The 26113-nt window shown below is 67.4% G+C and carries 24 protein-coding genes and 1 tRNA gene; 10 read left to right on the top strand and 15 right to left on the bottom strand.

All coding sequences use genetic code 11. From position 1 onward, the window contains the following. Nucleotides 1–23: 23 nt before the first annotated feature. The 3 genes from V5F78_RS16260 to V5F78_RS16250 form a co-directional block, all read right to left on the bottom strand. Nucleotides 24–434 carry a hypothetical protein gene (locus tag V5F78_RS16260; protein WP_394067118.1) on the bottom strand — a complete coding sequence of 137 codons (411 nt, stop codon included), beginning with the start codon at nt 432–434 and terminating at the stop codon, nt 24–26. Continuing rightward, on the bottom strand, nt 431–1222 hold the full coding sequence (locus tag V5F78_RS16255; RefSeq protein ID WP_394067116.1) for a sterol desaturase family protein: 792 nt from the start codon (nt 1220–1222) through the stop codon (nt 431–433). Before V5F78_RS16255 ends, V5F78_RS16260 begins: the two co-directional genes overlap by 4 nt. Nucleotides 1223–1370: 148 nt before the next feature. Continuing rightward, on the bottom strand, nt 1371–1667 hold the full coding sequence (locus V5F78_RS16250; protein ID WP_394067114.1) for a DUF6166 domain-containing protein: 297 nt from the start codon (nt 1665–1667) through the stop codon (nt 1371–1373). A 125-nt stretch (nt 1668–1792) separates the two neighbouring features. Between V5F78_RS16250 and V5F78_RS16245 the strand changes: the two genes are divergently transcribed. Then, nucleotides 1793–2449 carry an antibiotic biosynthesis monooxygenase family protein gene (locus V5F78_RS16245; protein WP_394067112.1) on the top strand — a complete coding sequence of 219 codons (657 nt, stop codon included), beginning with the start codon at nt 1793–1795 and terminating at the stop codon, nt 2447–2449. Between the two features lie 709 nt (nt 2450–3158). Here V5F78_RS16245 and V5F78_RS16240 read toward each other — a convergent pair. Genes V5F78_RS16240 through V5F78_RS16215 form a run of 6 tightly spaced genes read right to left on the bottom strand, consistent with a single transcriptional unit; the run spans nt 3159 to nt 8983 of the window. Next, nucleotides 3159–4286, bottom strand: a complete 1128-nt coding sequence (locus tag V5F78_RS16240) for a Zn-dependent alcohol dehydrogenase (RefSeq protein ID WP_394067110.1) — start codon at nt 4284–4286, stop codon at nt 3159–3161. Then, the gene (locus V5F78_RS16235; protein ID WP_394067108.1) at nt 4286–5008 is read right to left on the bottom strand and encodes an ABC transporter ATP-binding protein; all 723 of its coding nucleotides are present in this window, start codon (nt 5006–5008) and stop codon (nt 4286–4288) included. The genes V5F78_RS16240 and V5F78_RS16235 overlap by 1 nt, the downstream gene beginning before the upstream one ends. After that, the gene (locus tag V5F78_RS16230) at nt 5002–5799 is read right to left on the bottom strand and encodes an ABC transporter ATP-binding protein (RefSeq protein WP_394067106.1); all 798 of its coding nucleotides are present in this window, start codon (nt 5797–5799) and stop codon (nt 5002–5004) included. The genes V5F78_RS16235 and V5F78_RS16230 overlap by 7 nt, the downstream gene beginning before the upstream one ends. Before the next feature lie 3 nt (nt 5800–5802). After that, nucleotides 5803–6816 carry a branched-chain amino acid ABC transporter permease gene (locus tag V5F78_RS16225; RefSeq protein ID WP_394067104.1) on the bottom strand — a complete coding sequence of 338 codons (1014 nt, stop codon included), beginning with the start codon at nt 6814–6816 and terminating at the stop codon, nt 5803–5805. Continuing rightward, a complete protein-coding gene (locus V5F78_RS16220; RefSeq protein WP_394067102.1) occupies nt 6813–7694 on the bottom strand; it encodes a branched-chain amino acid ABC transporter permease in 882 nt (293 codons plus the stop codon). The genes V5F78_RS16225 and V5F78_RS16220 overlap by 4 nt, the downstream gene beginning before the upstream one ends. A 14-nt stretch (nt 7695–7708) precedes the next feature. Continuing rightward, complete coding sequence (locus V5F78_RS16215; RefSeq protein WP_394067100.1) at nt 7709–8983, bottom strand: ABC transporter substrate-binding protein; 1275 nt, start codon at nt 8981–8983, stop codon at nt 7709–7711. A gap of 219 nt (nt 8984–9202) precedes the next feature. Here V5F78_RS16215 and V5F78_RS16210 point away from each other — a divergent pair, with 219 nt between their 5' ends. Continuing rightward, entirely contained in the window at nt 9203–9949 is a 747-nt protein-coding gene (locus V5F78_RS16210; RefSeq protein WP_394067098.1) for a GntR family transcriptional regulator, read from the top strand. A gap of 64 nt (nt 9950–10013) precedes the next feature. Here V5F78_RS16210 and V5F78_RS16205 read toward each other — a convergent pair whose 3' ends face one another. Together V5F78_RS16205 and V5F78_RS16200 are read right to left on the bottom strand one after the other, a co-directional pair. Beyond that, entirely contained in the window at nt 10014–11492 is a 1479-nt protein-coding gene (locus V5F78_RS16205; protein WP_394067096.1) for a methyl-accepting chemotaxis protein, read from the bottom strand. 728 nt (nt 11493–12220) lie between these two features. Continuing rightward, nucleotides 12221–12295: transfer RNA gene (locus V5F78_RS16200), tRNA-Thr, on the bottom strand. Between the two features lie 396 nt (nt 12296–12691). Here V5F78_RS16200 and V5F78_RS16195 point away from each other — a divergent pair. The 4 genes from V5F78_RS16195 to V5F78_RS16180 are packed head-to-tail and all read left to right on the top strand — an operon-like array spanning nt 12692 to nt 15973. Further along, nucleotides 12692–13858 carry an ABC transporter ATP-binding protein gene (locus V5F78_RS16195; RefSeq protein WP_394067094.1) on the top strand — a complete coding sequence of 389 codons (1167 nt, stop codon included), beginning with the start codon at nt 12692–12694 and terminating at the stop codon, nt 13856–13858. A gap of 11 nt (nt 13859–13869) precedes the next feature. Beyond that, the gene (locus V5F78_RS16190) at nt 13870–14787 is read left to right on the top strand and encodes an ABC transporter permease (RefSeq protein WP_394067092.1); all 918 of its coding nucleotides are present in this window, start codon (nt 13870–13872) and stop codon (nt 14785–14787) included. Beyond that, the gene (locus V5F78_RS16185) at nt 14784–15602 is read left to right on the top strand and encodes an ABC transporter permease (protein ID WP_394067090.1); all 819 of its coding nucleotides are present in this window, start codon (nt 14784–14786) and stop codon (nt 15600–15602) included. Before V5F78_RS16190 ends, V5F78_RS16185 begins: the two co-directional genes overlap by 4 nt. Before the next feature lie 5 nt (nt 15603–15607). After that, entirely contained in the window at nt 15608–15973 is a 366-nt protein-coding gene (locus V5F78_RS16180; RefSeq protein WP_394067088.1) for a DUF6968 family protein, read from the top strand. A gap of 75 nt (nt 15974–16048) precedes the next feature. Here the strand turns inward: V5F78_RS16180 and V5F78_RS16175 are convergent, their stop codons facing one another. The 4 genes from V5F78_RS16175 to V5F78_RS16160 form a co-directional block, all read right to left on the bottom strand. Continuing rightward, nucleotides 16049–18115: a hypothetical protein gene (locus V5F78_RS16175; protein WP_394067086.1), complete on the bottom strand. Its 2067-nt coding sequence runs from the start codon at nt 18113–18115 to the stop codon at nt 16049–16051. Nucleotides 18116–18299: 184 nt separating this feature from the next. Continuing rightward, the gene (locus tag V5F78_RS16170) at nt 18300–21182 is read right to left on the bottom strand and encodes a DUF4159 domain-containing protein (RefSeq protein ID WP_394067084.1); all 2883 of its coding nucleotides are present in this window, start codon (nt 21180–21182) and stop codon (nt 18300–18302) included. After that, nucleotides 21179–22108: a DUF58 domain-containing protein gene (locus V5F78_RS16165; RefSeq protein ID WP_394067082.1), complete on the bottom strand. Its 930-nt coding sequence runs from the start codon at nt 22106–22108 to the stop codon at nt 21179–21181. The genes V5F78_RS16170 and V5F78_RS16165 overlap by 4 nt, the downstream gene beginning before the upstream one ends. A 10-nt stretch (nt 22109–22118) precedes the next feature. Then, complete coding sequence (locus V5F78_RS16160; RefSeq protein ID WP_394067080.1) at nt 22119–23120, bottom strand: AAA family ATPase; 1002 nt, start codon at nt 23118–23120, stop codon at nt 22119–22121. Nucleotides 23121–23335: 215 nt separating this feature from the next. Here V5F78_RS16160 and V5F78_RS16155 point away from each other — a divergent pair, with 215 nt between their 5' ends. Genes V5F78_RS16155 through V5F78_RS16140 form a run of 4 tightly spaced genes read left to right on the top strand, consistent with a single transcriptional unit; the run spans nt 23336 to nt 26089 of the window. Beyond that, complete coding sequence (locus V5F78_RS16155) at nt 23336–23959, top strand: DUF1285 domain-containing protein (protein ID WP_445322278.1); 624 nt, start codon at nt 23336–23338, stop codon at nt 23957–23959. 20 nt (nt 23960–23979) lie between these two features. Continuing rightward, nucleotides 23980–24615: a CoA pyrophosphatase gene (locus tag V5F78_RS16150; protein WP_394067076.1), complete on the top strand. Its 636-nt coding sequence runs from the start codon at nt 23980–23982 to the stop codon at nt 24613–24615. After that, entirely contained in the window at nt 24615–24875 is a 261-nt protein-coding gene (locus V5F78_RS16145; protein WP_394067074.1) for a DUF6111 family protein, read from the top strand. Before V5F78_RS16150 ends, V5F78_RS16145 begins: the two co-directional genes overlap by 1 nt. Next, nucleotides 24872–26089, top strand: coding sequence for a CCA tRNA nucleotidyltransferase (locus V5F78_RS16140; RefSeq protein ID WP_394067072.1), 1218 nt, complete (start codon nt 24872–24874; stop codon nt 26087–26089). Before V5F78_RS16145 ends, V5F78_RS16140 begins: the two co-directional genes overlap by 4 nt. The last annotated feature ends 24 nt before the right edge of the window (nt 26090–26113 follow it).

Below are 26113 nucleotides of genomic sequence, written 5' to 3'. Positions count from 1 at the left end.
GTTTTGCGGCGTGCACATGGCCGTCAGACCAGCGGGGCGCCGGTCAACTGGGCGCCGGCCTGGCTGATCGCGAGCCACACCGCAAGGCCCGCCACCTGCACCGCCAGCAAAGCGGCGAGCCCGCGCCGCCCGTCACGCCAAATAGCCGGCATGGCCTCGAACGGGGCGGGCGCGAACAGCATGACGAGGCCGCCGACCACGATCAGCGTCGTGAGGCGCAATTCGCCATAGCCGAAGGCGAGCGTGCCGGCGGCGAGCGCCAGCCACAGGGCGCTGTTGAGCACGATGAGGGGGAGGGCGCCCGATTTGCGGGCGGCCTTCGGGCGGGTGTGCATGGGATACATGCCGCACAGGATGAGGAAGCCGAGGCAGGTGGTGGTCCACAGCAAGGCGAACCACACCAGCGCGGCGACATTGGGCTCGATGGCGCTCATTCGGCGGCGACCGAGCGGGAGGTGGCCTGCGGGCGCGGGGTGCGCGCGGTGCGGCGCATGTTGGTCTTCACGCGGCTGGTGTCATAGCCGTTGAAGATATGGCCGATCAGCCCGCGATCGAGGTCGGACGTGCCGAACAGCCAGTCCATGATGGGGAAGGTGAGGTTCATGTTGCGCTCCATCATGATCGACTGGTCGTGATGGGCGGTGTGGTGCCGGCGGATCGTATTCACGAACGGCATGTTGCGCACGAACCAGCTCTCTTCCACGTGGCAGCAGAAGTGCATGAATTCATAGACAAGATAGACCGAGGTGGTGGTGGTGATGAACAGCCAGCCGACGTTCGGCGAGATCAGCCACGACAGGATCACCGCCCCCGGAATGGACATCAAGGTAAAGGTGACGAGGGCATAGGGCGGGAAGAAGGTGACGCGCCAGTCGTGATGGTCGGCGAAGCGCATTTCCTCTTCGGTGAAGAATTGGTGATGCATCAGCGTGTGGCGGTTATAGACCGCGCGAAACAACGGGATGCGCGAGGGCCTGTGCATGATGTAGCGATGCAGCGCCCATTCGAAAAAGTTGCAGAACAGGAAGACCACCGGGACGGTGAGCCATTCCCACCATTTCACGGCATGGATATTGGACCCGTACACATAAAGCGCGGTGAAGCCGATGGTGTAGATGATCAGCATGTGCAGCCAGCCATTGTACCAGCCGGTGACCCGCTCGCGATAGGTCGCGCGATATTTGCGCTGCCGGTCCGACATAACGCTTTGCGTCAGTTCCATCGGAATTTTCCTTCTCTCGGTGCGGGATCATCCCTGGCGTGACCGCCGCATCTGGGCTGTTTTAAAAGTAATATATGACTAACATATCAGACGCAAGGGGTGCGTTGAGCCCCTGGTGCGCCTCGCTTTCGCATGCCGGGTGGCGCGCTCAGGCGGCGACGGCCATCAGCGCCGTGTCGATATCGTCGGAGGTCATCTCCCATTCATTGGCGAAATTGGCCACCACCTCGCGCATGAAGCCGCGATGCAGGGCAAGTGCCCGCTTGGGGTCTCCCAGATGATCGGCCAGAAGCGCGAGCGCGAGCTGGGCCGGCGCCTCGCCCTCATAGCTCCATTCGAAGCCGTCGCGGCTTAGCACCGCGATGTCCTCGCGCACTGGCAGAGGGGCATCGTCCACGGTAACCTGGACGCCGTCGATGGTGCGATCTCCCCGGTATGTTTTCATTGCGCCTGATCCCCTGGATGCAATTGATATCGAACTAATATGTTATAGAGTCATCAAGGCGTCCGCAAGGTCCGGACCCCTTGCCAAACCACAACAATGGCGCGATTTCGCGCGGGGCAAACAGCATGTTCGCGGTGATTTTCGAAGTCCGGCCCCGGGCCGACCAATGGGAGGCCTATCTCGCCCTCGCGCAGGAGCTGCGGCCCCGCCTCATCGAGATGGACGGCTTCCTCTCGGTGGAGCGGTTTTCCGCGCGCCGCACGCCCGGCCTGCTGCTCTCCTTCTCCCTGTGGCGGGATGAAAAGGCGCTGGTGCGCTGGCGCACCGAGGGGCGCCACCACGCGGTGCAGGAATTGGGGCGCACCAAGACCTTCGAGGATTATCACCTGCGCATCGGCGAGGCGGTGAGCGACAGCGCGCGCGACACGCCGCCGACGCAGCAGCGCTTCGATGCGACCCAAGTGGGCAGCGCCAGGAGCGTTGGCATCCTGGAGGTGGCGATGACCGCATCCGCCGGCGCGTTCCTGGCGGACGAGGAATTGTCGGGTCTTCTCGTCGGCTCCAGCATCAGCCTTGCGGATTGCGAGATCTACGACAGCATCTACGCGCCCGGCAAAAGCCTGCTGCTTTTCCCCTTGGAGGAGGCCGCGCCGCTTCCGGCCTGGACGCCGGCGCAGGGCGAGGAGCGCCGCGCGTTGCAGGTCCGCATCATCCGCGATTACGGCATGTTCGACCGCCGCGAGGCGCCACAATATTATCCCGAAGCGCCGTCCGCCTCTTGAAGAACGTGTCCCGGCCCAGCGACGGCATGCCGGAGCGCCGAGCCGGGACCCAGGGGAGGAGGCGGCGCAGCCGTCAAACGCGCGGCGCGCTTTTCGAGTGAAGCGCGGCGCATCTGGATTGAAGCGGTTATCGAAGCGCCTGCGGCGGTTTTTTGCGCTGGGTCCCGGCTCGCGCTCCGCGCCTGCGGCGCTGCGCTTGGCCGGGACGCGAACAGGGGCCGCCGGATATTATTCCGAGCGCCACGCCGGATGAAGAATGTGTCCCGGCCCAGCGACGGCATTGCCGGAGCGCCGAGCCGGGATCCAGGGGAAAGGCGGCGCAGCCGTCAACCGCGCCGCGCGCTTTTCGAGTGAAGCGCCGCGCATCTGGATTGAAGCGGTTATTGAAGCGCCTGCGGCGGTTTTTTGCGCTGGGTCCCGGCTCGCGCTCCGCCTGTGGCGCTGCGCTTGGCAGGGACGCAGAGGGCGGCGCCGGCTATTATTCCCGCCCGCCTCTTGAAGAACGTGTCCCGGCCCAGCGACGGCATGCCGGAGCGCCGAGCCGGGATCCAGGGGAAAGGCGGCGTAGCCGTCAACCGCGCCGCGCGCTTTTCGGTAAGTCGCACCGCATCTGGATTGAAGCGCCTGCGGCGGTTTTTTGTGCTGGGTCCCGGCTCGCGCTCCGCGCCTGCGGCGCTGCCCTTGGCCGGGACGCGAACAGGGGCCGCCCCTACATCTCGATCACGCTCCGGATGGTCTCGCCGCGCTTCAATGCGGCGAAGCCTTCGTTGATGTCGACGAGCGCGATGCGCCGCGAGATCAGGCCCTTGAGATCCAGCCGCCCCTCCAGCGCCGCGCGGGCGAGGAAGGGGAAATCGCTGTGCGGGCGCGCCCCGCCATAGGAGGAGCGGCGGATGCGCTTTTCCCCCATCAGCGACCCCCAGCGGAACGCCACGTCGTGCGCCACGTCGATCTTGCCGAGCCAGATGACTTCGCCGCCCGGGCGCACCGCCTCCAGCGTGGTGCGAAAGGCGATGGGCGCGCCGGCGGATTCCAGCACCACGTCCGCGCCGCGACCGGACGTGAGAGCGCGTGCGGCCTCCACCACGTCGCCGGTGCGCGCGTTCACCGTGTGGGTCGCGCCCATGCGCCGGGCGAGTGCCAGCTTTTCGTCGCTGAGATCGGCGGCGAGGATCTGCTCGGCCCCCGCGAGCCGCGCGCCCTGCACGGCGGCGAGCCCCACCGCGCCGCAGCCGAGCACGAGCACCGTGTCGCGCGGATGGATGCGCGCGACATTGAGCGCCGCGCCCACCCCGGTCATTACCCCGCAGCCGATGAGGCACGCTTCATCGAACGGCAGGTCGCGCGGCACCGCGATCGCCTGCTGGTCGCTCACGATGCAATAGTCGCCGAACGCGCCGAGGAACATGAGCGCGCCCAGCTCCCGCCCGTCGGCGAGGTGCGCCTTGGCGCTGCCGTCCAGCGCCCGCGCCTTCGGCCCTTCCGCCAGATAGCCCTCGCACAGGATGGGCAGCGACCGGTCGCAATAAAAGCAGGTGCCGCAATGGGGATTCCAGGAGAGCACCACATGGTCCCCCACCTTCAGCCCCTGCGCGGCGTCGCCGACCGCTTCGACGATGCCGGCAGCCTCGTGGCCCAGCACCAAGGGCGAGGGATAGCGCAGGCCGCCCTCCATCACTTCCAGATCGGTGTGGCACAGGCCGGCGGCCTTCACCCGCACCAGCACGTCGCGCGGTGCGAGGGCGCGCGCCTCCACGGTTTCGAGGGCAAGCGGCGCATGGGGCGCGTGGAGCACCGCCGCGCGATAGCGCAGCGGGAAGGTGGGGGAGGGGGACATCAGGCGGGATCCAGCTCCACCTCGCCGGCGATCACGCTCATCACCGCCTTGTCGCGATGGGCTGCGGCCACCGAGCCCGAGAAGATCAGCTCGCCGCGCTCGATCACATAGAGGCGGTCGACATCCTCCGGCAGATGGTGGACGTTGGATTCCGCCATCAGCACCGCCTGTCCCATGGCGCGGATGGCGGCGATGCCGGCACCGATGATCGGGATGATGGCGGGGGAGAGCCCCTCGAACGGTTCGTCCAGCAGCAGCAATTTGGGATCGAGCGCCAGCGCGCGGGCGACCGAGACCATCTTGCGCTCGCCGCCGGAGAGCTGCATGCCGCCGCGGTGCAGATACTGCCGCAGCTTGGGGAAGACGGTGAGCGCCCGCTCGATGCGCGCCTCGCTGCCCGCGCCGCCGGGCCGTGTCCAGGTGGGCAGCGCGATGTTCTCGGCCACCGTGAGATCGCCGAACACCTCCGACTCCTCGGGCGAGAAGCCGATTCCCATCTGGGCGATCCGATGCGTGGGCAGGCGCGTGATTTCCTGCCCCATGAAGGCGATGGAGCCCGCCACGGGCGCGCGATAGCCCATGATCGAGCGCAGCGTCGTGGTCTTGCCCGCGCCGTTGCGGCCGATGAGGCACACCAGCTCGCCCGGCGCCACGGTGAGGTCGATGCCATTGAGGATGCGGCTTCCGCCGATATCCACCTTCAGCCCGGACAAGGTCAGCATGGGCGGGCCTCCGCTGCGGATTTATGGGGAACGCTCGGCGGGCGCGTGCCGACCACGGCGGCGATCAGCGCGGGATCGCGGAAGAAGGTCGCCGGCGGCTCGTTCGCCAGCACCGCGCCGCCCTGAAGGGCGATGATGCGGTCGGAATAACGCGCCACCAGGTCCATGTCGTGCTCCACCTGGATGATGCCGCGCACCCCCGCCCGGCGGGCCGCGCTGACCAGCAATTCCATGATGGAATGCTTGTCGCCGGTGGAGACGCCGGAGGTGGGCTCGTCGATCAGGATCAGTTGCGGCTTCAAGGCGAAGGCGCTCGCCACGTCGAGCAGCTTCTTCTCGCCCTGGGAGAGTGCGCTGGCCGGCTGGTCGAGCCGGTGGCGCAGGTTGAAGATGTCCGCCACCTCCTCCACGTCGGCGCGCACCTCGCGGTCGCGGGAGAGCGAGCGGAACGGGTTGGCGATGCGTTTCAGGCGCGAGGCGGCGGCCACCGCCAGGGTCTCGCGCACCGTGAGAGCGGGGAAGATGTTCACCAGCTGGAAGCCGCGCGCCATGCCGCGGCGCGCCAGCTCCACCGGGCCGATGCCGGCGATGTTGGCGCCGTGGAAGTGCACGTGGCCGGCGGTGGGCTTCAGCAGGCCGGTGAGCACGTGCACCAGCGTGCTCTTGCCGGCGCCGTTCGGCCCGACGATGGAGATGAACTCCCCGTCCGAGATGGAGAGGGACACATCGCGCAGCGCCTGGAACGCGCCGTAGCTCTTGGAAACGCCGTGGGCGGCGAGAAGGGCGGCCATGGGTCAGTTCCCCTTCCTGAAGCGGGCGACCACATCGCCGGCAATGCCCGCGATGCCGCGCGGAAAGAAGATCACCAGCAGCACCAGGATCGCGCCCATGACGAAGCGCCAATATTGGGTCGCCGCCATTACGGTGTCCTGGAGCAGCACGAAGGCGAGCCCGCCGATCACCGGCCCGACGAACGAGCCAGAGCCACCCAGCACTGCCATGAAGACGAGATTGCCGGACTGGGTCCAATAGACCATCTCCGGGTCGGCAAGGCCGATGGACACCGCCAGGATCGCCCCGCCCACCGCGCCATAGATGGCGGAGACGACGAAGGCGGCAAGCCGCGTGCGGGAGACCTGCACGCCGAGATAGGACGCTTTCTGCGCATTCTCGCGGATCGCCTGCAGATGCAGGCCGAACGGCGAGCGCACGATGCGCCACATGACGAAGCCGAGCACCGCCAGCAGGCCGAGCGCGTAATAATAGAACGGCCCGGTGAGAAAAGCGGTCTTGCCGCCGGCGCTGTCCATGCCAAACAGCAGCGGCCGCACCACCCGCATGCCCTGGTCGCCGCCGGTGAGGCCGTAGAATTTGAACAGGACGGAATGGAACAGCATGCCGAACGCCAGCGTCAGCATGCCGAAGAAGATGCGCGTATAGCGCACGCACAGATAGCCCACCGGCAGGGCGATAAGCGCCGACACCGCGATCGCGGTGAGCAGGATCAGCTCGAACGAGCGCACGCCGAGTTTGCTGGTCATCACCGCCGCCGCATAGGCGCCGATGCCGAGGAACATGGCGTGGCCGAACGACAAAAGCCCGGTGTAGCCGAACAGCAGGTTGAAGCCCAGCAAAGCGATGGCGAAGCCGAAGAACGGCACCATCAATGTGAGGGTATAGGTGGAGGCGATCAGCGGCAGCGCCGCCATGGCCACCACGATCACCAGCAGCGCCCACAAGCCCTTGGGGCGGGAGATCGGCGTGGCGGCGGGGGGCGCCACCGTGCGCACCGAAGTTTCAATTCTCACGCGACCGCCCTCCCGAAAAGCCCGGCCGGACGCAGGATCAGCACCGCGATGACGACCACATAGATGGACAGGATTTCCGCTTCCGGCAGCACCATGATGGCCGCCGCGCGGATCAGCCCGACGATGAGCGCGCCCGCGAGCGCGCCGCGCATGGAGCCGAGCCCGCCGATGACCACCACCGCGAACGCCTCCACCACCAGTTCCACCGCCATGTCGAGCGAGGAGGCGGAGGCCGGCACGACGAGCGCCCCGCCCACCGTGCCGAGCATGCAGCCGACGGTGAAGACGGCGGCGAAGATGCGGTTGGAATCCACGCCCATGGCTTCGGTCATGTTCCGGTTCTCCGCCGTGGCGCGGATAATGCGGCCCATGCGGGTGCGCTGGAGGAACAGGCCGAGCCCGAGCGCGATGGCGATGCTCGCCGCGATCACCAGCAGATTATAGGTGGGCACCTGCACGCCCAGGAATTCGGCGGTGCCGTAGACGAGATAGGCATTGTCCAGCGTGCGGGGCGTCGCGCCCCAGAAGAAGCGGAACACATCCTGGAATATCAGCAGGAAGCCGAAGGTGATCAACAATTGGTAACTTTCGTCCCGATTGTAGATCGTGCGCAGCACCCGTTCCACCGGCAGGCCGACCAGGCCGATGGCGAGGCCCGCGAGGATCAGCACCGGCAGCACCAGGATGCTCGGCAGGCCGAGCTGGGCCGCGAAGCCGACGGCCGTGATGCCGAAATAGGCCCCGAGCGCATAGAAGGAGCCGCAGGCGAGATTGACGATTTTCTGGACGCCGAAGACCAGTTGAAGGCCAGCGGCCACGAGGAAAAGAATGGCGGCGTGAAACACGCCGCCGAGGAGCACGTCGAGGAAGACCGTCATAATGCGCCCGCCCCTCAGACCGGCAGCTTGGAGGTCTTGATCCAATCCCAGAAATCCACGCCCGGCGGCTTCTGGAGCTGGTCGGCCGTGAAGCTGTCGACGGTGGAGAGGGTGGGGAAGTCGTAATTATTCTTGTTGGTGGAGAGGCCCTGGTAGAAGGTCTGCTCGGCGATCTTGTCTTTGCGGAACTGGCCCGGCCCGCCGAGGCTCTGCACCTTCTGCTCGGGAATGGAGGCGATGATCTCGTCGAGCTTGGGCCAGCGGCCGGTGGCCTTGTTGGCGGCTTCCACCCCAGCCTTGTAGGCGGCGAGGGCGAAATAGGCCCGGTCCGCCTCCCAATGGGGCGCTTCCTTGTAGCGGCCCATGTAATCGTCCACGAACGCCTTCTGCAGCGGCGAGGCGGTGGGCAAGGCGAAATACAGCGTGTTGTGCCCGAACACGACATTCTCGGGCATGAATTCCTTTTTCAACTGGTTGATCTGCCAGCCGGCGGCGGGAAGCGCGATGTTGACCCCATCGAACAGACCGGCGGCCGAGCCCTGCTTCATGAACACCGGCAGATCGGCGAACAGCATGGAGGAGAAGATGAAATCCGGCTTCGCCGCCTTCAGCGCGGCGACATGGGAGGTGAGGTCCATGGTGCCGACTTTGGGCCATTGCTCGGCCACCACTTCCGCCTCGATGCCGGCACGGCGCAAGATCTGCTGGAAGGCTTCCCAATTGTTGCGGCCGTAGGAATAGTCCGGATTGATGCCGGCGATGCGCTTGATCTTGCCTTTGAAGTATTTGATCGAAAGCAGCGAGGCCATGACCGCCTCGCACTCATTGTCGGTGGAGCGGAAGACATAGTTGGATTTCGGCATGGCCTCCTTCACGCCGTCCTGGGTGGTGCCGTCCCACATGATGAGGAGCGCCTGTTCCTCTTCCGCCGTGGGCGCGACGCCGAGGCTGACGCCGGTGGAAATGAGGCCCTGCACACAGTCCACCTTCTCCTGAAGCACCAGGCGGCGGAAGCGCTCGATCGTATCCTTGGGCGAGGTTTCCTCCTCGATCACCAGTTCGATCGGCCGGCCGGCGATGCCGCCGTCCTTGTTCATGCGCTCGGCGGCCCATTGCACGGCGCGGATGCCGCATTCGCCCACTGTGCCCATGGCACCGGAGCGGGGCGCGAGGATGCCGATGCGGACGGGCTTCGCCTGGGCGATGGCGGGTGCGAAGATGCCGGGAGCGGTGGCGGCAAGGCCAGCGACCCCAATTCCGCGCATGAGCGCGCGGCGGGTGATGTTCATTTGGCGTTTCTCCCCTGCGGGCTATGCCCGTCTTTCGTTCTGACATATCATAAGTATATGATTTGAATGTCTGCAAGAGGCAATTTCCATCTTGCGAAAGGAGGGCTTGCCTTGACCACCGACACCGTCCGTGATGACACAGGCCAAACGCATCACGGAGTAGAGTCCATGGCGAAAAAGGCGACGCAGCGCACGCCCCTCCCATCGCAGGATGAGCCCGTGGGCACGGCCCGTGCTGCCGGGCGGCGTGTGAAGGCGGCGCCGGCGCCCGAGCCAGAGCCGCTGCTCGCGGCGGCCGCGCCGGTCCCGGTCGATCCCGAGGCCGGGGACGAGACCAGCCTGACCGAACGCGCCTATCGCATGCTGGAGGAATTGATCTCCACGCTTCAGCTCCCGCCCGGCTCGGCGCTGTCGGAACTGGCCCTGTCCCAGCGGCTCGGCATCGGCCGCACGCCGATTCGTGAGGCCTTGCAGCGCCTGGTGCGCGACGGGCTGGTGGTGGTGCTGCCGCGGCGCGGCGTGCTGGTATCGGAAATCAATCTGCGCACCCAATTGCGCCTGCTGGAAGTGCGCCGGGTGCTGGAAAAGCTGATGGCGGGCCTCGCCGCCGAGCGCGCCACCGAGGGCGAGCGGCGCGAATTCGCGCAGATCGCCGCCGCCATGCGCCAGGCCGGCAATGAGGAAGACGACATCGCCTTCATGCGCCTCGACGGCACCTTCAACCAATTGATCGCCCAGGCCGCGCGCAATGAGTTCGCCATGCGCTCCATGGGCCTGATGCACGGGCTCTCGCGCCGGTTCTGGTATCTGCACTACAAGCAGGTGGCGGACCTGCCGCTGGCCGCGCGCCTGCATGCGGACGTAGCCGACGCCATCGCCCGGCGCGACGCCGAGGCGGCGGAAACCGCGGCCGCGCGCCTCGTGGACTATATCGAGAGTTTCGCCCGCAAGACGCTGGACGCGTGATTCGCGCCCGCGCGCGCGTCGAGACCGGCGCGCGCGGGGCAACACATTCCGGCGTGCCCTGGCATCACACCATGGCGCGCGAGGCTTCCCGCACCTGCCGCGCGGCCGCGTCGACCAGCTTGGTGGAATTGGCGATGGCGAGCATGTTGTTCATCACGCCCTGCACGCTGCCCGCCGCCACCTGCATGTTCTGCGACATTTCTCGCGTCACGGAAGATTGCTCCTCCACCGCGGTGGCGATGTGAGCGGAGATTTCGTTGATCTGCGAGATGGTGGCGGAGGTCAGGTTGATCGCGCTCGCCGCTTCCTGCGTCGCCGCCTGCACGGCGGAGATCTGAACGCTGATTTCGTCGGTCGCCTTGGAGGTCTGCGAGGCGAGGCTCTTCACCTCGGTCGCCACCACGGAGAAGCCGCGCCCGGATTCCCCCGCGCGTGCCGCCTCGATCGTGGCGTTCAGGGCGAGCAGGTTGGTCTGTTCCGCGATGGTCGTGATGATGCGGGTGACCTCGCCGATTTTTTGCACCGCGCCCACCAGCCCGGCCACGATGCCGGTGGTGGTCTCGCTGTGCTGCACCGCCTGCGCCGACATCCGGTGGGCTTCGGTCACACGCGTTCCGATTTCGCGCACCGAGGCGGCCATCTCTTCAGCGCCCGTGGCCACGGCCTGGACATTGTTGGAGGTCTGCGTGGACGCGGCCGCGGCGATCGTCGCCTGGTCGTTGGTTTCCGAAATGGCGGTCGAGATGCGCTCAAGGTCCGCGTCGATGTTGACCACGAGTTCGCCACGGCGCATCCGTTCGTTTACCGCCGCGGTGACGTCGGTCGCGAACTTCACCACCTTGAAGGGCCTGCCGCTGGCGTCGAGGATCGGGTTATAGGACGCCTGGATCCAGACGATCTTGCCGGCCTTGCCGATGCGCCTATATTCGGCGCTCTGGAACTGCCCGCGGGCGAGCGCCTCCCAGAAGGCGCGGTATTCGGGACTGGCCCGCTCGGCGGGCTCCACGAACATGCTGTGATGCTTGCCGACGACCTCGTCGAGCCGGTAACCGAGCGCATGGAGGAAGTTCGGGTTCGCGGAGATGATCTTTCCGTCCAGCTCGAACTCGATCATGGCCTGCGACTTGGAGATGGCGTCGATCTGCCCGCGATAATCCGCGTTCTTCATCGTCTCCGCGGTAATATCGGTCGCAAGCTTGACGATCTTGAACGGGCGGCCGGCGCGGTCGAGAACCGGATTATAGCTGGCTTGAAGCCAGATTTCCCGTCCACCCTTCGCAATCCGCTTGAATTCGGCGGCCTGGAATTCGCCGCGGCCGAGCGCCGCCCAGAATTCACGATATTGCGGCGTAGCAACATAAGCGGGATCAATAAACATCGAATGATGCTTGCCGACGATCTCATTCTCGGAATAGCCGATGGCCTTTAGGAAATTCGCATTGGCGCGAATAATTTTGCCATCCAGCGAAAATTCAATCATCGCCTGCGAATTTTCTATCGCATCGAGGGTACTCTGCGCACCGCCCTTGCCAACCGCGAACATGGATTTACCCTCACTGCGCACAATGAACATGCTGCATCGTGGCCGGGTACGCTTGCGTCAGGCTTGCGGGGCTTTGCAAATGCTCGCTCGGAGCGGGTTCATGGATCCGTTTTGACGCGCAATCGGCATAATGTTCATCCACCGCGTTGGCGAGGCCTGCCCGGTCTTGCAGGAGTTTCCGCCGGCCGGCCGGCGAAGAACCAATGCCGGCGGCTTGATTGCCGCGGCTAACGCCATGACCCGTCGCGCGTGACCATCAATCTGTGACGCGATGAGCCTCATCCACAACGAGCGCACAAAGCTCACGGCCAATGCGCTGGATCGCGCGTCCACCGCCTGTTTGACGGTGGGGGCCTTCGGTCCGGCGGTGGCGTCCCTATATGGGGTGGGAAATGCCGGGGCCGCGTCCCATGGCGTTCTCATCGCTGTCGGAAGCATTTTTTGCTGATGGCGGCTGCCGTGCTACGTTTCATGGCGCGAAGCGTGCTTGAACGACTGATATGACCGGCCTTTGGCTCTATGCCTATGTGGTGCTCCCCGTCGTGGTGATCGCGATGGGCTACGCCGCCGTGCGTCTGACCGCGCCGAATCCTCCCCACGCCGGCCCGGCGGAATAGGATCGCTCCATCGCGAACGTCCGGATCATTGCGGGCTGCTCTCCTGTGTACCAGTGGAGCGGCCTGAGGTCCCTGTCGCGCAACGATTTGAGGCGGGTCAACGCTTTGAGATGGTGCTGCGAGAGAGGATTGAACTCTCGACCTCTCCATTACCAATGGAGTGCTCTACCACTGAGCTACCGCAGCATCCTGGCGGTTCCGGCCGAAGCGACCTCGAGAGGAGGAGGCCTTGGGACCATACGCGCATGGCGCGCACAGGTGGCGAAACCGAACCGGCGGCGGAGTGGTCCGCCGCGAGTGGGGGGTTCCTTGCCACAAGCCGGCTGAGGGTGCAAGCCCATGGGCCATCGGATCTGTGGTCAACCTTGCATACGGGGCACAAAGCGGCGGAAAACCGTTCGGGCCGCCGGCCATCGTTTCCTCCGGGCTGGACAGGCGGGGGAGAGCGAAGGCGGTCGATCCGCTCGGTCAGATTGCCGTTTCTTTGGGCGCCGTTCTTCTGTTTTTTGCGCGTGCACAAGACTTGAGCGGCGCGGGATTGATGCTAGCCTTCGCACAGACATGGGCGGACCGGGGGAGCCGATGGCAACCGAGAAGGCGCGTACTCAAACCATCGGCGCGGTGCGGCGCGCCTTCGCGCCCTGGGCCGATCCGGCGGCAACGCCGCTGATCCGGTTCGACAATGTGGTCAAGCGCTTCGGCGAATTCACCGCGATCGACCATGTGAGCATCGACATTTACGAACGCGAGTTCTTCGCGCTGCTCGGCCCCTCGGGCTGCGGCAAGACCACCTTGATGCGCATGCTCGCGGGCTTCGAGGAACCGACGGAGGGGCGCGTCCTGCTCGCCGGGCAGGATCTCGCCGGCGTGCCGCCCTACAAGCGGCCGGTGAACATGATGTTCCAGTCCTACGCGCTGTTCCCGCACATGAGCGTCGCCGACAACATCGCCTTCGGGCCCAAGCAATTGGGCATGCCCAAGGGCGAGATCGCCGGCCGCGTCGCCGAGATGCTGAAGCTGGTGAAGCTGGAGAAATTCGCCCAGCGCAAGCCGCACCAATTATCCGGCGGCCAGCGCCAGCGCGTGGCGCTGGCCCGCTCGCTCGCCACCCGTCCAAAAGTGCTGCTGCTGGACGAGCCGCTCGGCGCCCTCGACAAGAAGCTGCGCGAGGAGACGCAATTCGAGCTCATGGACCTGCAGATGGACCTGGGCATGACCTTCCTGATCGTGACCCACGACCAGGAAGAGGCCATGACGGTCGCCGACCGCATCGCCGTGATGAACAATGGCGTGCTGGTGCAGGTGGCGCCGCCCTCCACCATCTATGAAGCGCCCGCCACACGCTATGTGGCCGACTTCATCGGCGACGTGAACATGCTGGAATGCAAGGTGGAGAGCTGCGCCAATGGCGAGGTGCGCCTCGCCTCCAGCACCACGCCGGCGCCGATCGAGATTGCCCAGAGCGTGGAGGCGGCGGCCGGCGACACCGCCTGGCTCGCCATCCGCCCCGAGAAGATGCGGATCTCGCTGGACGCCCCGGCCGACATGAGCCGCAATTGCTTTACCGGCGAGATCTGGGACATCGGCTATCTCGGCGACCTTTCGATCTATCACGTGGAACTGCCGTGCGGCACGCGCATCAAGGTGTCGCTGCCCAACCAGTCGCGCGTGGTGGAGCGGCCGATTTCCTGGGAAGACAAAGTCTTCGTCACCTTCGCGCCGAGCGCCGGCGTGGTCCTGACCCGCTAAGGAGACGCACCATGCCCATGGCCGGCGAAAAGGGAAGCGGACGGCTCATCGTCATCGCCATCCCCTATCTGTGGTTGCTCGCGCTGTTCCTGGTGCCGTTCCTGATCGTCGTGAAGATCAGCCTGTCCCAGGACATCCTCGCCTCGCCCCCCTATACGCCGCTGCTGGATCCTTCCCAGGGCTGGGCGGGGCTGAAGGATTATGTCTCCCAGCTGTCCTTCGCCAATTACTTCTATGTGCTGAGCTTCGATAACGAATTCATCGGCGCCTACGGCTCCAGCCTGGTCATCGCCTCCATCTCCACCGTGCTGCTGCTGCTGGTGGGCTATCCCATCGCCTATGCCATGGCGCGGGCGCCGCGCTCGATCCAGCCCACGCTGCTGATGCTGGTGATCCTGCCGTTCTGGACCTCGTTCCTGATCCGCGTCTATGCCTGGATCGGCATTCTCTCGCCGGAAGGGCTGCTGAACCAGGCGCTGATGGGCATGGGCGTGATTGATACGCCGCTGGAGATTCTCAACACCGATCTCGCGGTCTATATCGGCATCGTCTATTCCTATCTGCCCTTCATGGTGCTGCCACTCTATTCGGCGCTGGAAAAGCTCGATCCCACCTTGCTGGAGGCGGCGGAGGATCTCGGCTGCCCCTCGGCGCGGGCATTCTGGCTCATCACCTTCCCGCTCTCCCTGCCGGGCGTCGCCGCGGGGGCGCTTTTGTGCTTCATCCCGGCGGTGGGCGAGTTCGTCATTCCCGACCTGTTGGGTGGATCCGACACCATGATGATCGGCAAATCGCTCTGGACCGAATTCACGGTCAACCGCTCCTGGACCTCGTCCTCGGCGGTGGCGGTGCTGCTGCTTCTGCTGCTGGTGGTGCCGATCGTGATCTACCAGAACATCCAGGCGCGCCAATTGGAGGCGGGGAAATGAACAAGAACCTCTCCTGGTTCAACGTCACCTCGCTGGTTCTGGGGTTTGCGTTTCTCTACATCCCGATCCTGCTGCTGGTGATCTATTCCTTCAACGCCTCGCGCCTCGTCACGGTGTGGGCGGGCTTTTCCTTCCAATGGTACGTGTCGCTGTTTGAGAACGAGCAGCTCATCGACGCCGCCTGGGTCACGCTGCGCGTGGCCTTCATTTCCTCCATGGCGGCGACCGTGCTCGGCACCATGGCGGCGCTGGCGCTCACACGCTATGGCCGGTTCTTCGGCCGCACGCTGTTTTCCGGCATGACCTATGCGCCGCTCGTGATGCCGGAAGTCATCACTGGCCTGTCGCTGCTGCTGCTGTTTGTGGCGATCGGCTTCGAGCGCGGGTTCTGGACCATCACGCTCGCCCATATCACCTTCACCATGTGCTTCGTGGCGGTGGTGGTGCAATCGCGCCTCGTCACCTTCGACCGCTCGTTGGAGGAAGCCGCACTCGATCTCGGCTGCCCGCCGTTCAAGACCTTCTTCACCATCACTCTGCCGCTGATCCTCCCCGCGGTGCTCTCCGGCTTCATGCTGGCCTTCACGCTCTCGCTGGACGATCTCGTGATCGCGAGCTTCACCACCGGGCCTGGGGCGACCACCTTGCCCATGCGCATCTATTCCCAGGTGCGCCTCGGCGTGACGCCGGAAATCAACGCCGCCTGCTCGATCCTGATCGGTGTGGTCACGGTCGCAGTCATCATCGCCTCCATCGCCACCAAGCGAGCCGAAAAGCTGCGCGCGGCGGAAGAGCGGGCGGCCGTGCGGGGGTGAGGGAGATGGTCATCGCCGAGCGGATCCTCCAGATAGAAGGAGCGGACGGATTGACCCGGGTGGCGGTGCGCCTCCATGCGCCGGAACCGCGCCAAGGCTATTGGGCGTGCCGCTCCGAAATTCATTGGCCGGAACGCGTGCGCACCCTGGAGACGGGCGGCCATGATGCTGTGCAGGCGCTGTACCTCGCCATGCAGATGATCGGCACCGAACTTTACTTCAACGCCCACGACGAGCCGGGCCGGCTGGCCTTTTGGGGGGACTGGAAGGGCTACGGCTTCCCTTTGCCGTCCAATCTGCGCGACGACGAGATCGGCGCGGATGATCGTTATTATCTAACGGGCACGGGAGCGCCGAACGAAGCGGATTGATCGGCGCCGGTCTCCGCGATGGGAGGGCCGCAAGCGGGCGGTTTGCGTCTTTCGCCACCGCCTCGGGACCACCGCTCACCGCCCCTCCCGCACCCAGGTCGCCGCAATAAACCCGAGCATCAGCAGCAGGCCGGAGAGCCCCGCGAACAGCGGGAACAGGCCGATGCCGCGCACCACCGAGACGTCGCGGGTGCGCAGCCCCATCCAGTCCTCGCCGGCGAGGCGCTCGCCAGTGCTCATGGTGACGACGCGCGGCACACCGCCATTGAGATCGGCGAGGCGCCAGATTCCGCCGCCGGTGGCAGCGGAGATCGGCGCCACCACCTCGCGGGTCGAGGTGACCTCGGCGAATTCCTTCGGGTTCAGCGGGCCGATGTTCACCAAAGCGTTGAGGGTGCCGTTGGCGGCGCGCCACAGGCCCAATTGATCGGCCGGCGTGGTCGCGCGCCACAGGCCCGGCTCCACCTGCGAGAGGGTGAGCGTGCGCGGTGCGCCGGTGGGCGGGGTGACGAGGGCCGCCGGCACGGTGTCGCCCATGGTCTGGCGCTCCACCACCAAATCGCGGCCGGAGGTGGAGAGCTTCAAGCGCTCTTCCTCCAGGTCCGGCTCCTTCATCAGCCAGTGGGAGAGGCGGCGCAAAAGGTCGATATAGGGGCCGCCGCCCTCATAGCCGCGCGCCCAAAGCCAGATGTGATCGGAGAGCAGCAGAGCCACGCGCCCTTCGCCCACCCGGTCGAGGATCAGCACCGGCTTGTCGCCGGGCGCCGCGAGCACGGAGGTGCCCGAGCGCACGCTGGAATCGATCACGCGGAAGAAATGGCTCCATTGCGGCGGCTCGGTCTGCGAGCCGGGCAGGGCGCGGGTCACCGGATGGCGCTTGCCGGGCTCGGTCAGCGCGGCGCGGAACGGCGCTTCCGTGGTGTTGCCGGTGGGAATGCCGGGCAGGATGGCTTCCAGCGGCGTGTTGTAGAGCGAGCCGGGATCCACATAGTCCGTGCCCGCCGCCACCAGCACGGCGCCGCCGCCGCGCACATAGCGGACGATATTGTCGAAATAGACCTGCGGCAGCACGCCCTGCTGGGAATAGCGGTCGAAGATGATCAGGTCGAAGTCGCGGATCTTGGTCTGAAACAACTCCCGCGTCGGGAAGGCGATCAGCGAAAGTTCGTTGATGGGCGTGCCGTCCTGCTTCTCTGGCGGGCGCAGGATGGTGAAGTGGACAAGGTCCACATTGGCGTCGCTCTTCAGCAGGTTGCGCCAGGTGCGTTCGCCCACGTTGGGCTCGCCGGACACCAGCAGAACGCGCAGCTTGTCGCGCACGCCGTCGATGGACACGGCGGTGCGGTTGTTCACCTGCGTCAGTTCGTCCGCGAGCGGGGGCACCTCGATCTCGATGATGTTCGCCCCCGCATGGGTGATTTCCACCTCCATGCTGGCGGTGCGGCCGGCGGTGACGATGGGGGTGCCGATGACCTCGCCGTCGCGCCGCACGGTGGCGGGAACGCGGGCACCGGCGGGCGCGCCCTCGTCGGTGACGCGGAAGGTGATGGTCTGCTTCTGGCCGACGATGCCGAAGCGCGGCGCCTTGTCGAAGGCGACACGCCGGTCGCGCTCGCCGGCCTTGCCGGTGATCAGCGCATGCACGGGCGCGGAAAATCCGAGCGCGGCGACATCCGCCGGCACGTCGTGCACGCGCCCGTCGGTGATGAGGACGGCGCCGGCCACACGCTCGGGCGGCACGTCCGCCAGGCCCGCCGAGAGGGCGGAGAACAGGCGCGTGCCGTCGGTCTCGCCGTTGCGGGCATCGGCCTCGATGGTGCGGACTTCCAGATTGGGGATGCGGCCGAGGCGCTCGGCGAGCGCGGCGCGGGCCGCTTCGGTCTGGGCGTTGCGATCGCCGAAATCCTGGCTGGCGCTCTTGTCCACCACCATGGCGACCACGGAGGAGAGCGGCTCACGCTCCTCGCGCGTCAGCGAGGGATTGGCGAGCGCGAGCAGCCCCACCAGCAGCGCGAGCGCGCGGAACGCGGCGCCACGGGTGCGTGAGGCCAGCAGCAGCCCCGCGAGCACCACCGCCGCCACCGCGAGGGCAAGCAGGATCGGCAGCGACACGAAGGGTTCGAAGGCGAGGCCGTAGCTCATGCGGCGTCCTTAAGGTGGCGGGCGCGGTAGGCTCCCTCCCCCGCAAGCGGGGGAGGGCTGGGGAGGGGGCATATGCAGCCTCTCCTCTTTCCCAGCCTTCTCCGGCCTGTGGTCGGCCCCCACGCTAACCCTTCCCCGCAAGCGGGAGAGGGGATGGCATCGCGCGTAACGGAAAGGAGCGCGCTCATTGCCCCAGCCGCTCCAGCAGTGCGGGCACATGCACCTGGTCCGCCTTGTAGTTTCCGGTCAGCACATACATGGCGATATTGGCGCCGGTGCGGAAGGCGAACTCGCGCTGGCGCGGCTCGCCGGGGGTGAGCGGCAGCAGCGGGTCGCCATCCGGCCCCACCGCCCAGGCGCCGGCCAGATCGTTGGAGGTGATGATGACGGGGGAGACCCCGTCGCCTGCCCGCGCGGGGCGGTCCTCGCCATCCTGCGCGGCGGGCAGCGCTTCCACCCAGGTCGTGCCTCCGGTGAAGCGGCCGGGGAAGTCCTTCAGCAGATAGAAGGCCTTGGTGAGCACATGATCGCGCGGCACCGGCTCAAGTTCAGGAATATCGAGGCCGGACAGCAATTCGCGCAGGCGCGCGGCGGCCGGCGAGAGCGGCGCGCCGGGCCCTTGCGGGCTTTCCAGCGCGTCACGGGTGTCGAAGATCACCGTGCCGCCCTGCTTCATATAGGCGTCCACGCGCGCCAGCACGGCGGCGGAGGGCACCGGGGTATTGGGCAGGATGGGCCAATATAGCAGGGGGAAGAAGGCCAGTTCGTCCTTGGCGATGTCCACGCCCATGGTCGGCCCGGCCTGGAGCGCGGTGCGCGCGCTGAGGAAATTGGTCAGGCCATCGAGCCCGGCGCGGCTGATTTCGTCGGTTTCCGCGTCGCCCGTCAGCACATAGGCAAGGCGCGTCTGGGACGTCGCTTTCAAAGCGAAATCCTCATCGGCGGCGAAAGCAGGACCGGGTTGGGCGACCAGGGCGAGGCCGCCGAACGCGGCCAGAAACGCGAGCAGCGCCGCCGTGCCCGCTTTCGCGGAGGTCTTGTCCGCGCGCGTGCCCAACCCCCCGCCTGCGCCCGAACGCGGACCGAGCCGGCTCAGGCCGCGCCCGAGCATCAGCACGGCCAGCGCATCGAGCAGCAGCAGCACCATAGCGGCGATCAGGATCGGCCCGCGCAGATCGTGTGGCGCGCTTTCCCGCAAGGGTTCCACCGTTCCGCCGAAGGCCGAGAGGTCCAGCGGCGCGAGGCGGTCTGCCGGCAGAAGGGCGTTGACCGCGATCAGCCCGTCCGGCGGGCCATAGAAGCCGGGCGGATGATCGGCAGAGGCGCGGCCGGAGAAGGCGGCGGGGATCGGCCGGGCCGTCGCGCCGGGAGGATGGAAGGTGCCGAAGCCGTCCAGCACCCGGCTGGGCGGCACGACGGTGGGCGCGGGCGTGCTGCTGGCGCTGCCGAACGACGCGCCAGCAGTGGCCGGCTCGACGGGCGGGGCATTGGTATCGGCGAGTGCGAGCACGCGGCGCAGCATTTCCACGAAGGTGCCGGAGAGGGGAAGATTGGACCAGGACGTATCCGCGGTGACGTGGAACAGCACGATTTCTCCCTTGCCCCAGCGGGCACCGGTCACGAGGGGCGTTCCATCCTTGAGCGCCGCCCAGGTGCGCTCGCCGAGCGCGCCGTCCGGCTCTGCGAGAACCTGGCGCGTGACCACCACGTCGTTGGGCAAGGCAAGATCGCGGAACGGCCCGTCGGGGCTGAGGCTGCCGAGCGCCTGCGGCGTTTCCCACGAGAGCGAGCCGCCGAGCACGCGTCCGCCCCGCCGCAGATGGACCGGCAGCAGGTCGTCCTGCGCATTGGCGAGGCGCGGGCCAGCAAAGCGCACCAGCACCCCGCCGTCTTCCACGAAGCGGGCGAGCCGCGTGCGTGTGGCGGGCGGGATGGTGCCCACGTCGGTCAGCACGATCACCGGCAGCCGCTGGTCGAGGAAACGGTTGATCGCCTCTGCCGGCGCGCCGCTGTCGGCAAGGCGCACGTCCGCGAACGGGCCGAGCGCGCGCGACAGATAATAGGTCGGCGCCAGCAGCGGCTGGCTGGTGTCCGTGCTCGCGCCGGAAACCACACCCACGGTGCGGCGGCGCCAGCGCTTGTCGAGCAATTGCACGGCACCGGCCGAATGCTGGCCGACGATTTCCAGGCGCGCGATGTCATTGCGCATCTCCACCGGAAGATCGAACCGCGCCTCGGTCTCCGTGGCGTCGGGCGCGAAGGCGAAATTCGCTTCGCCGAGGCTGAGGCCCTTCAGGTCGCGGGCCTCCACCCGTCCCGCGCGGCCGGCACCGGCGCTCGCGCGCAATACCTTGACCGAGAGGGCGCCCGCGGCATTTTCCGGCGCGGCAAGCGCGAGCGGGGCATCGACGCCGCCGGAAATCACCAGCGGCGGATGCGCCGGCTTCAGGGCCGCCAGATCGGCAGAGAGGGTTTCGTCCGCCTTCAGGTCCACGCCGTCGCTGATGAAGATCAGGCCCGCCTCGGGCTCGGCGGCGAGATGCCGGCCGGCCAGCGCCAGCGCCTCCTTGCGGGGCGGGGCATAAGGCACCGGCTCCAGCGAGCGCAGCTTGTCGCGCGCTTGTCCCGGGCGCAGCAGCGTCACGTCCTTCGGCACGTCGGCGGTGGGGATGAGCGCGACCCCGCGCCCGCCGCTTTCCGCCTCGTCGATGAAGCCGGCGGCGGCGGCCTTGCGCGCGTCCCAGCTGGCGGCGGCGGGCCAGCCCTGGTCGAGCAGCAGCACCATCGGCCCGCTGGCGGAGGGGGTGGCGGCGGGCGGGTTCCAGATCGGCCCGGCGGCCGCGAAGATCACCAGCGCCGCCAGCGCCAGCCGAAGCGCGGTGAGCCACCAGGGCGTGCGGGCCGGTGTCTCTTCCTTCGGCTTGATGTCGAGCAGCAGGCGGATGGGCGGAAACACGATTTCGCGCGGCTTCGGCGGCACCACGCGCAGCACGAACCACAGCAGCGGCAGCGCCAGGAACGCGGTGAGGATCAGCGGCGCGGAAAAGGCGAGCGGCAGCCCCATCATGGCGCGGGGCTCCTCGCGCTGTCGGCCTTTGCAGGGGCGGGATTGAGAATCTCTCCGCTCCCCATGCGCGAATGCAGGGTCAGCAGCATCTCGCTGGCCGGGCGATCGGTGCGATGAACCGCGAACGCCCAGCCCATGCCTTCCGCTGCCGCGCGGATGGCGGCGCGATGGGCGGCAAGGCGGGTCTCATAATCGCCGCGCCAGGTTTCCGCGCGTCCCACCGTGAGCGAGAGAGCCTCGTCCGCGCCGTGAAATTCCACGCGGCCGGAGAACGGGAAAGTCTCCTCCGCTGGATCGACCACCTGAACAACATGACCGTGGGCGCCGGTTCCCGCGAGGTGGCGGATGCGCGTGGTCACGTCCTCTGTGGGGCTCCAGAAATCCCCCAGCAGCACGATTTCGGACAGCGGGGAGGGATTGAAGGCGGGCGGCAGGGCAGGGTGCTCGGGGGAGTGGAGCACCGCTTCCGCCATGCGCTCGACGATGCGGCGATTGGCGGAGGGGCGCATGAGATTGGGCATGCCCACGCGCTCGCCGCCCTTCACCAGCAGATCGGCGAGGGCAAAGGCGAGCACCAGCGCGCGTTCGCGCTTGGGCGGCAGGCGGGGCGAGGCATAGTCCATGGAGGGTGAGAGATTGGGCCAGATCCACACCGTGTGGGCGGCTTCCCATTCGCGCTCGCGCACATACAAGAGATCGTCGCGGGCAGAGCGGCGCCAATCCACCCGCGCCGCCGGTTCGCCGTCCGTGAAGCGGCGGTACTGCCAGAAATTCTCGCCGGTCCCCACCCGCCGGCGGCCGTGCAGCCCATGCTGGACGCTTGAGGCGATGCGGCGGGCCTCCAGCACAAGGCGGGGCATGGCCGCCGCGAGCGCTGCGGAATCCTGCGAGGCGCGCTCGACCGAGCGCTGGGTGGTGTCCTCCACGCGCGGCGCCTCAGCCCAGCCGGCCGGCGAGCCGGCGCACGATGCGCGGCACGGTTTCGCCTTCCGCCCGGGCGGAGAAGGTCAGCGCCATGCGGTGCTTCAGCACCGGTTCGGCCAGCGCCATCACATCGTCCACCGAGGGGGCATAGCGCCCGTCCAGCAGCGCGCGGGCGCGCACCGCCAGCATCAGCGCCTGGCTGGCGCGCGGGCCGGGACCCCAGGCGATCAATTTCTGCTCCGGCCCCTCGGCATTGGGGCGAGCGGAGCGCACCAGGGTGAGAATGGCTTCCACCACCGAATCGCCCACCGGCAGGCGGCGCACAAGGCGCTGGGCGGTGAGCAGGTCTTCCACGCTCATGGCGGCGCGGGGCTTGGTTTCTTCCGCGCCCGTGGTGTCGAACAGGATGCGGCGTTCCGCATCGCGGTCGGGATAATCCACGTCGATTTCCATCAGGAAGCGGTCGAGCTGGGCTTCCGGCAAGGGATAAGTGCCTTCCTGCTCCAGCGGATTCTGGGTGGCCAGCACGTGGAAGGGCTTGGGCAGGTCGTGCCGCTCGCCGGCGACGGTGACATGGTATTCCTGCATGGCCTGCAGCAAGGCGGACTGGGTGCGCGGGCTGGCGCGGTTGATCTCGTCCGCCATCAGAAGCTGGGCGAAAATGGGCCCTCGGATGAAGCGGAACGCGCGCTTGCCGCCGGCGCTTTCCTCCAGCACCTCGGCGCCGAGGATGTCGGAGGGCATCAGGTCCGGCGTGAACTGGACGCGCCGGGCATCGAGGCCGAGCACGGTGCCCATGGTTTCCACGAGCTTGGTCTTGGCGAGGCCCGGCACGCCCACAAGAAGCCCGTGTCCGCCGGCGAGGATGGTGATAAGCGCATGGTCGATCACGGCTTCCTGACCGAAGATCACCGAGGCGATGGCGGCGCGCGCGGTGCGCACGCTGGCCGCCGCGGCCTCCGCATTGCGGATGATCATCTGGTCCAGATCGAACGTCTCGCTTGCTGCCGACATCCACGCTTCTCCTTTGGCGAGGCATCTTCCCGCCCAAAGACGGCAAGACGAGGCCCGCAAATCCGCCTTTCCCACGCTAAAGTTCGCGGAGGCCGGAACGACCAGCTTACGATATGTTCGCGCCGCGTCGAACCACAGCTTCGCATACGCACATATTCGCATGCTCAACTCATCGCGAGGAGCCCATGACAGACAGCCGCGATGCACCGCCCCAAATGCCATCCCAAGCGCCGGCGCAGATCGCCTCCGCGCCCGGCGAGTCGGGGCGGCTCGACGCTCTGATGGCGGCGGCGTCCGCTGCCGGCGGGCGGGGGCCGGCCCCGGTTGAGCTTTGGAATCCGCCCGATTGCGGCGAGATCGACATGCGCATCGCCGCCGACGGCACCTGGTTCTATGCCGGTACCCCGATCGGCCGACCGGCCCTGGTGCGCCTGTTTGCCTCCGTGCTGACGCGCGAGGACGGGCGGTTCGTGCTGAAGACGCCGGCGGAGAAGGTGGGGCTGACGGTGGAGGATGCCCCGTTCCTCGCGGTGGATTTCGCGGAAGAACAGGCCGAAGAGGGCAAGGTGCTGGTGTTCCGCACCAATCTCGACGACATCGTGCGTTGCGGCCCCGGTCATGATTTGCGCTTCGCACCCGGCGCCGGGGTTGGCGAAGTGCGTCCCTACCTCCATGTACGGCGCGGGCTGGAGGCGCGCCTCACCCGCGCCGCCTTCGTGGATCTGGTGGAGCGGGGCGAGGTGCGCGACGTCGAGGGCGTGCCCCTGTTCGGGATCGCTTCCGGCGGCTGCTTCTATCCCATGATGGCGGCGGCCGAACTGGACCGGGCCTCGACATGACGGAGTTGCTGAAGACGCGCATGGATACCTTCGATGATTTCGCCGCCCGGGCGCGGACCCGGCTGCGGCAGGCGCCGCCGCCGCCCTTTTCCGAGGAGAGCGCAGCGGGCCTCAATGGGGACCACGCGCTGGCCGCCGATCCCGCCGCCGTCATGCCCCGGCGCGCGCCGCGCCACGCCGCCGTGCTGGTGCCCATCGTCGCGCGGGCGGAGCCGAGCGTGCTGCTGACCTTGCGCTCGCCCCACCTCTCCCACCATGCCGGCCAGATCGCCTTTCCCGGCGGGCGGGTGGACCCGGAGGACAAGGACGAGGTGGCGGCGGCGCTGCGCGAGGCCAATGAGGAAGTGGGCATCGCCGCGCATTTCATCGAGCCCTTGGGGTTTCTCGACGGCTATCTCTCCAGCACCGGCTTCTGGATCGCTCCCGTGGTGGCGCGGGTCGACCCGGATTACCAGATGACGCTCAATCCGGGCGAGGTGCAGGAGGCGTTCGAAGTGCCGCTCGCCTTCCTGATGACGCCCGCGAACCATCTGCGGCAATCCGGCGAGCGCAACGGCGTGCTGCGCCATTTCTATGCCATGCCCTATCGCGAGCGCTTCATCTGGGGCGCCACGGCGGGAATCCTGCGCAATCTCTACGATCGGGTCTATGGCTGATGCTGCGCACGCTCCTCATCGAAGGCGGCCTGTTTCTCACGCCGTTCGTTCTCTATGCCCTGCTGCTGCTGGTGACGCGCGGCTCCATCCTGCCGGCGGAATGGTCGCCGCGCATGATGGGGGTGCTCTCGGTCATCGCCATCGCACTGATGGCGCTCGGCCTGCTCGCGTTCGAGCACGGGCGCGGCGCGCCGCCGGGCACGCGCTACGTCCCCGCCGAAGTGAAGGATGGGGTGCTCGTTCCGGGCCGCTTCGAATGAGCGCGGCTTCGCTCGCCGATGCGCCCTGGTTCACCGCTGCGCCGCTGCGCCGGGTGCTCGGCGTGCTGGATGGCGCGGGCGAGGAGACGCGGGTCGTCGGTGGAGCGGTGCGAAACGCCTTGCTGGGGCGGCCGGTGAGCGAAGTGGATCTCGCCACCACCGCCGTGCCGGAGGAGACCATGCGGCGCGCCCGCGCCGCCGGGCTGAAGGCGGTGCCCACAGGCCTTGCCCACGGCACGGTGACCGTGGTCGCCGACGGCACGCCGTTCGAGGTGACCACCCTGCGCGAGGACATCGAGACCGACGGGCGCCACGCGGTGGTGCGCTTCGGCCGCGACTGGCGGGCCGACGCCGCGCGACGCGACTTCACTATGAATGCGCTTTATGCGGACGCGCAGGGCCGCGTGATCGACCTTGTGGGCGGGCTCGGCGATCTGCGGGCCGGCCGGGTGCGCTTCATCGGGGATGCGCAAACGCGCATTCGCGAAGACCATCTGCGCATCATGCGCCTGTTCCGCTTCCATGCCGCCTATGGGCGCGGGCCCATGGATGAAGCCGCGCTTTCCGCCGCCATTCGCCTGCGAGCCGGCATTCTGCTCCTGTCGCGCGAGCGGGTGGGGAGCGAATTGCTCAAGCTCCTGGTGGTGCAGGGCGCCGCGCCGACCGTGCGGCTGATGGGCGAGACCGGGTTTTTGCCGACCATCTTGGGCGGCGTGCCGGACCTGATCTCCTTCGAACGCCTCGCCTCTTTGGACGTTGCCCTCGACCTGACGCCCGAGGCCGTGCGGCGGCTCGGGGTTCTCGCCGTGCGCATCGTCGAGGATGCGGCGCGGCTGCGCGAGCGGCTGCGCCTTTCGAACGAGGCGTTCAAGCGGCTCCAGGGCATGGCGGGCGCGACGGGTGCGGCGATGGATGCGCGGCAAGCCCGCGCGTCGATCTACCGGCTCGGGCGCGCCATGTTCGAGGATCGCCTTCTGGTGGGCGCGGCGCGCGGCGGGCGGGGAAATGATGAGGTGGCGGCGCTGCTGGACCTGGCTCGCGTCTGGACGGTCCCGGCCCCACCGTTCCGCGCAGCTGATCTCATCGCCCAGGGGCTCAAGCCAGGGCCGGCGCTTGGCGCTGCGCTGGCCCGCATGGAAGACGCCTGGATCGCGGCGGACTTCGCGACCGACGCGCAGAGCCTGCACGCATTGATGGCGCTGGCGCGGCCCTGAATCAGAAAAGGCCCTTCCGGGGAA

Origin of the sequence: Roseixanthobacter glucoisosaccharinicivorans (genome assembly GCF_043195095.2) — a bacterium.
Taxonomy (GTDB): Bacteria; Pseudomonadota; Alphaproteobacteria; order Rhizobiales; family Xanthobacteraceae; genus NCEH01.
This window is presented reverse-complemented; position numbering and strand designations above follow the sequence as displayed.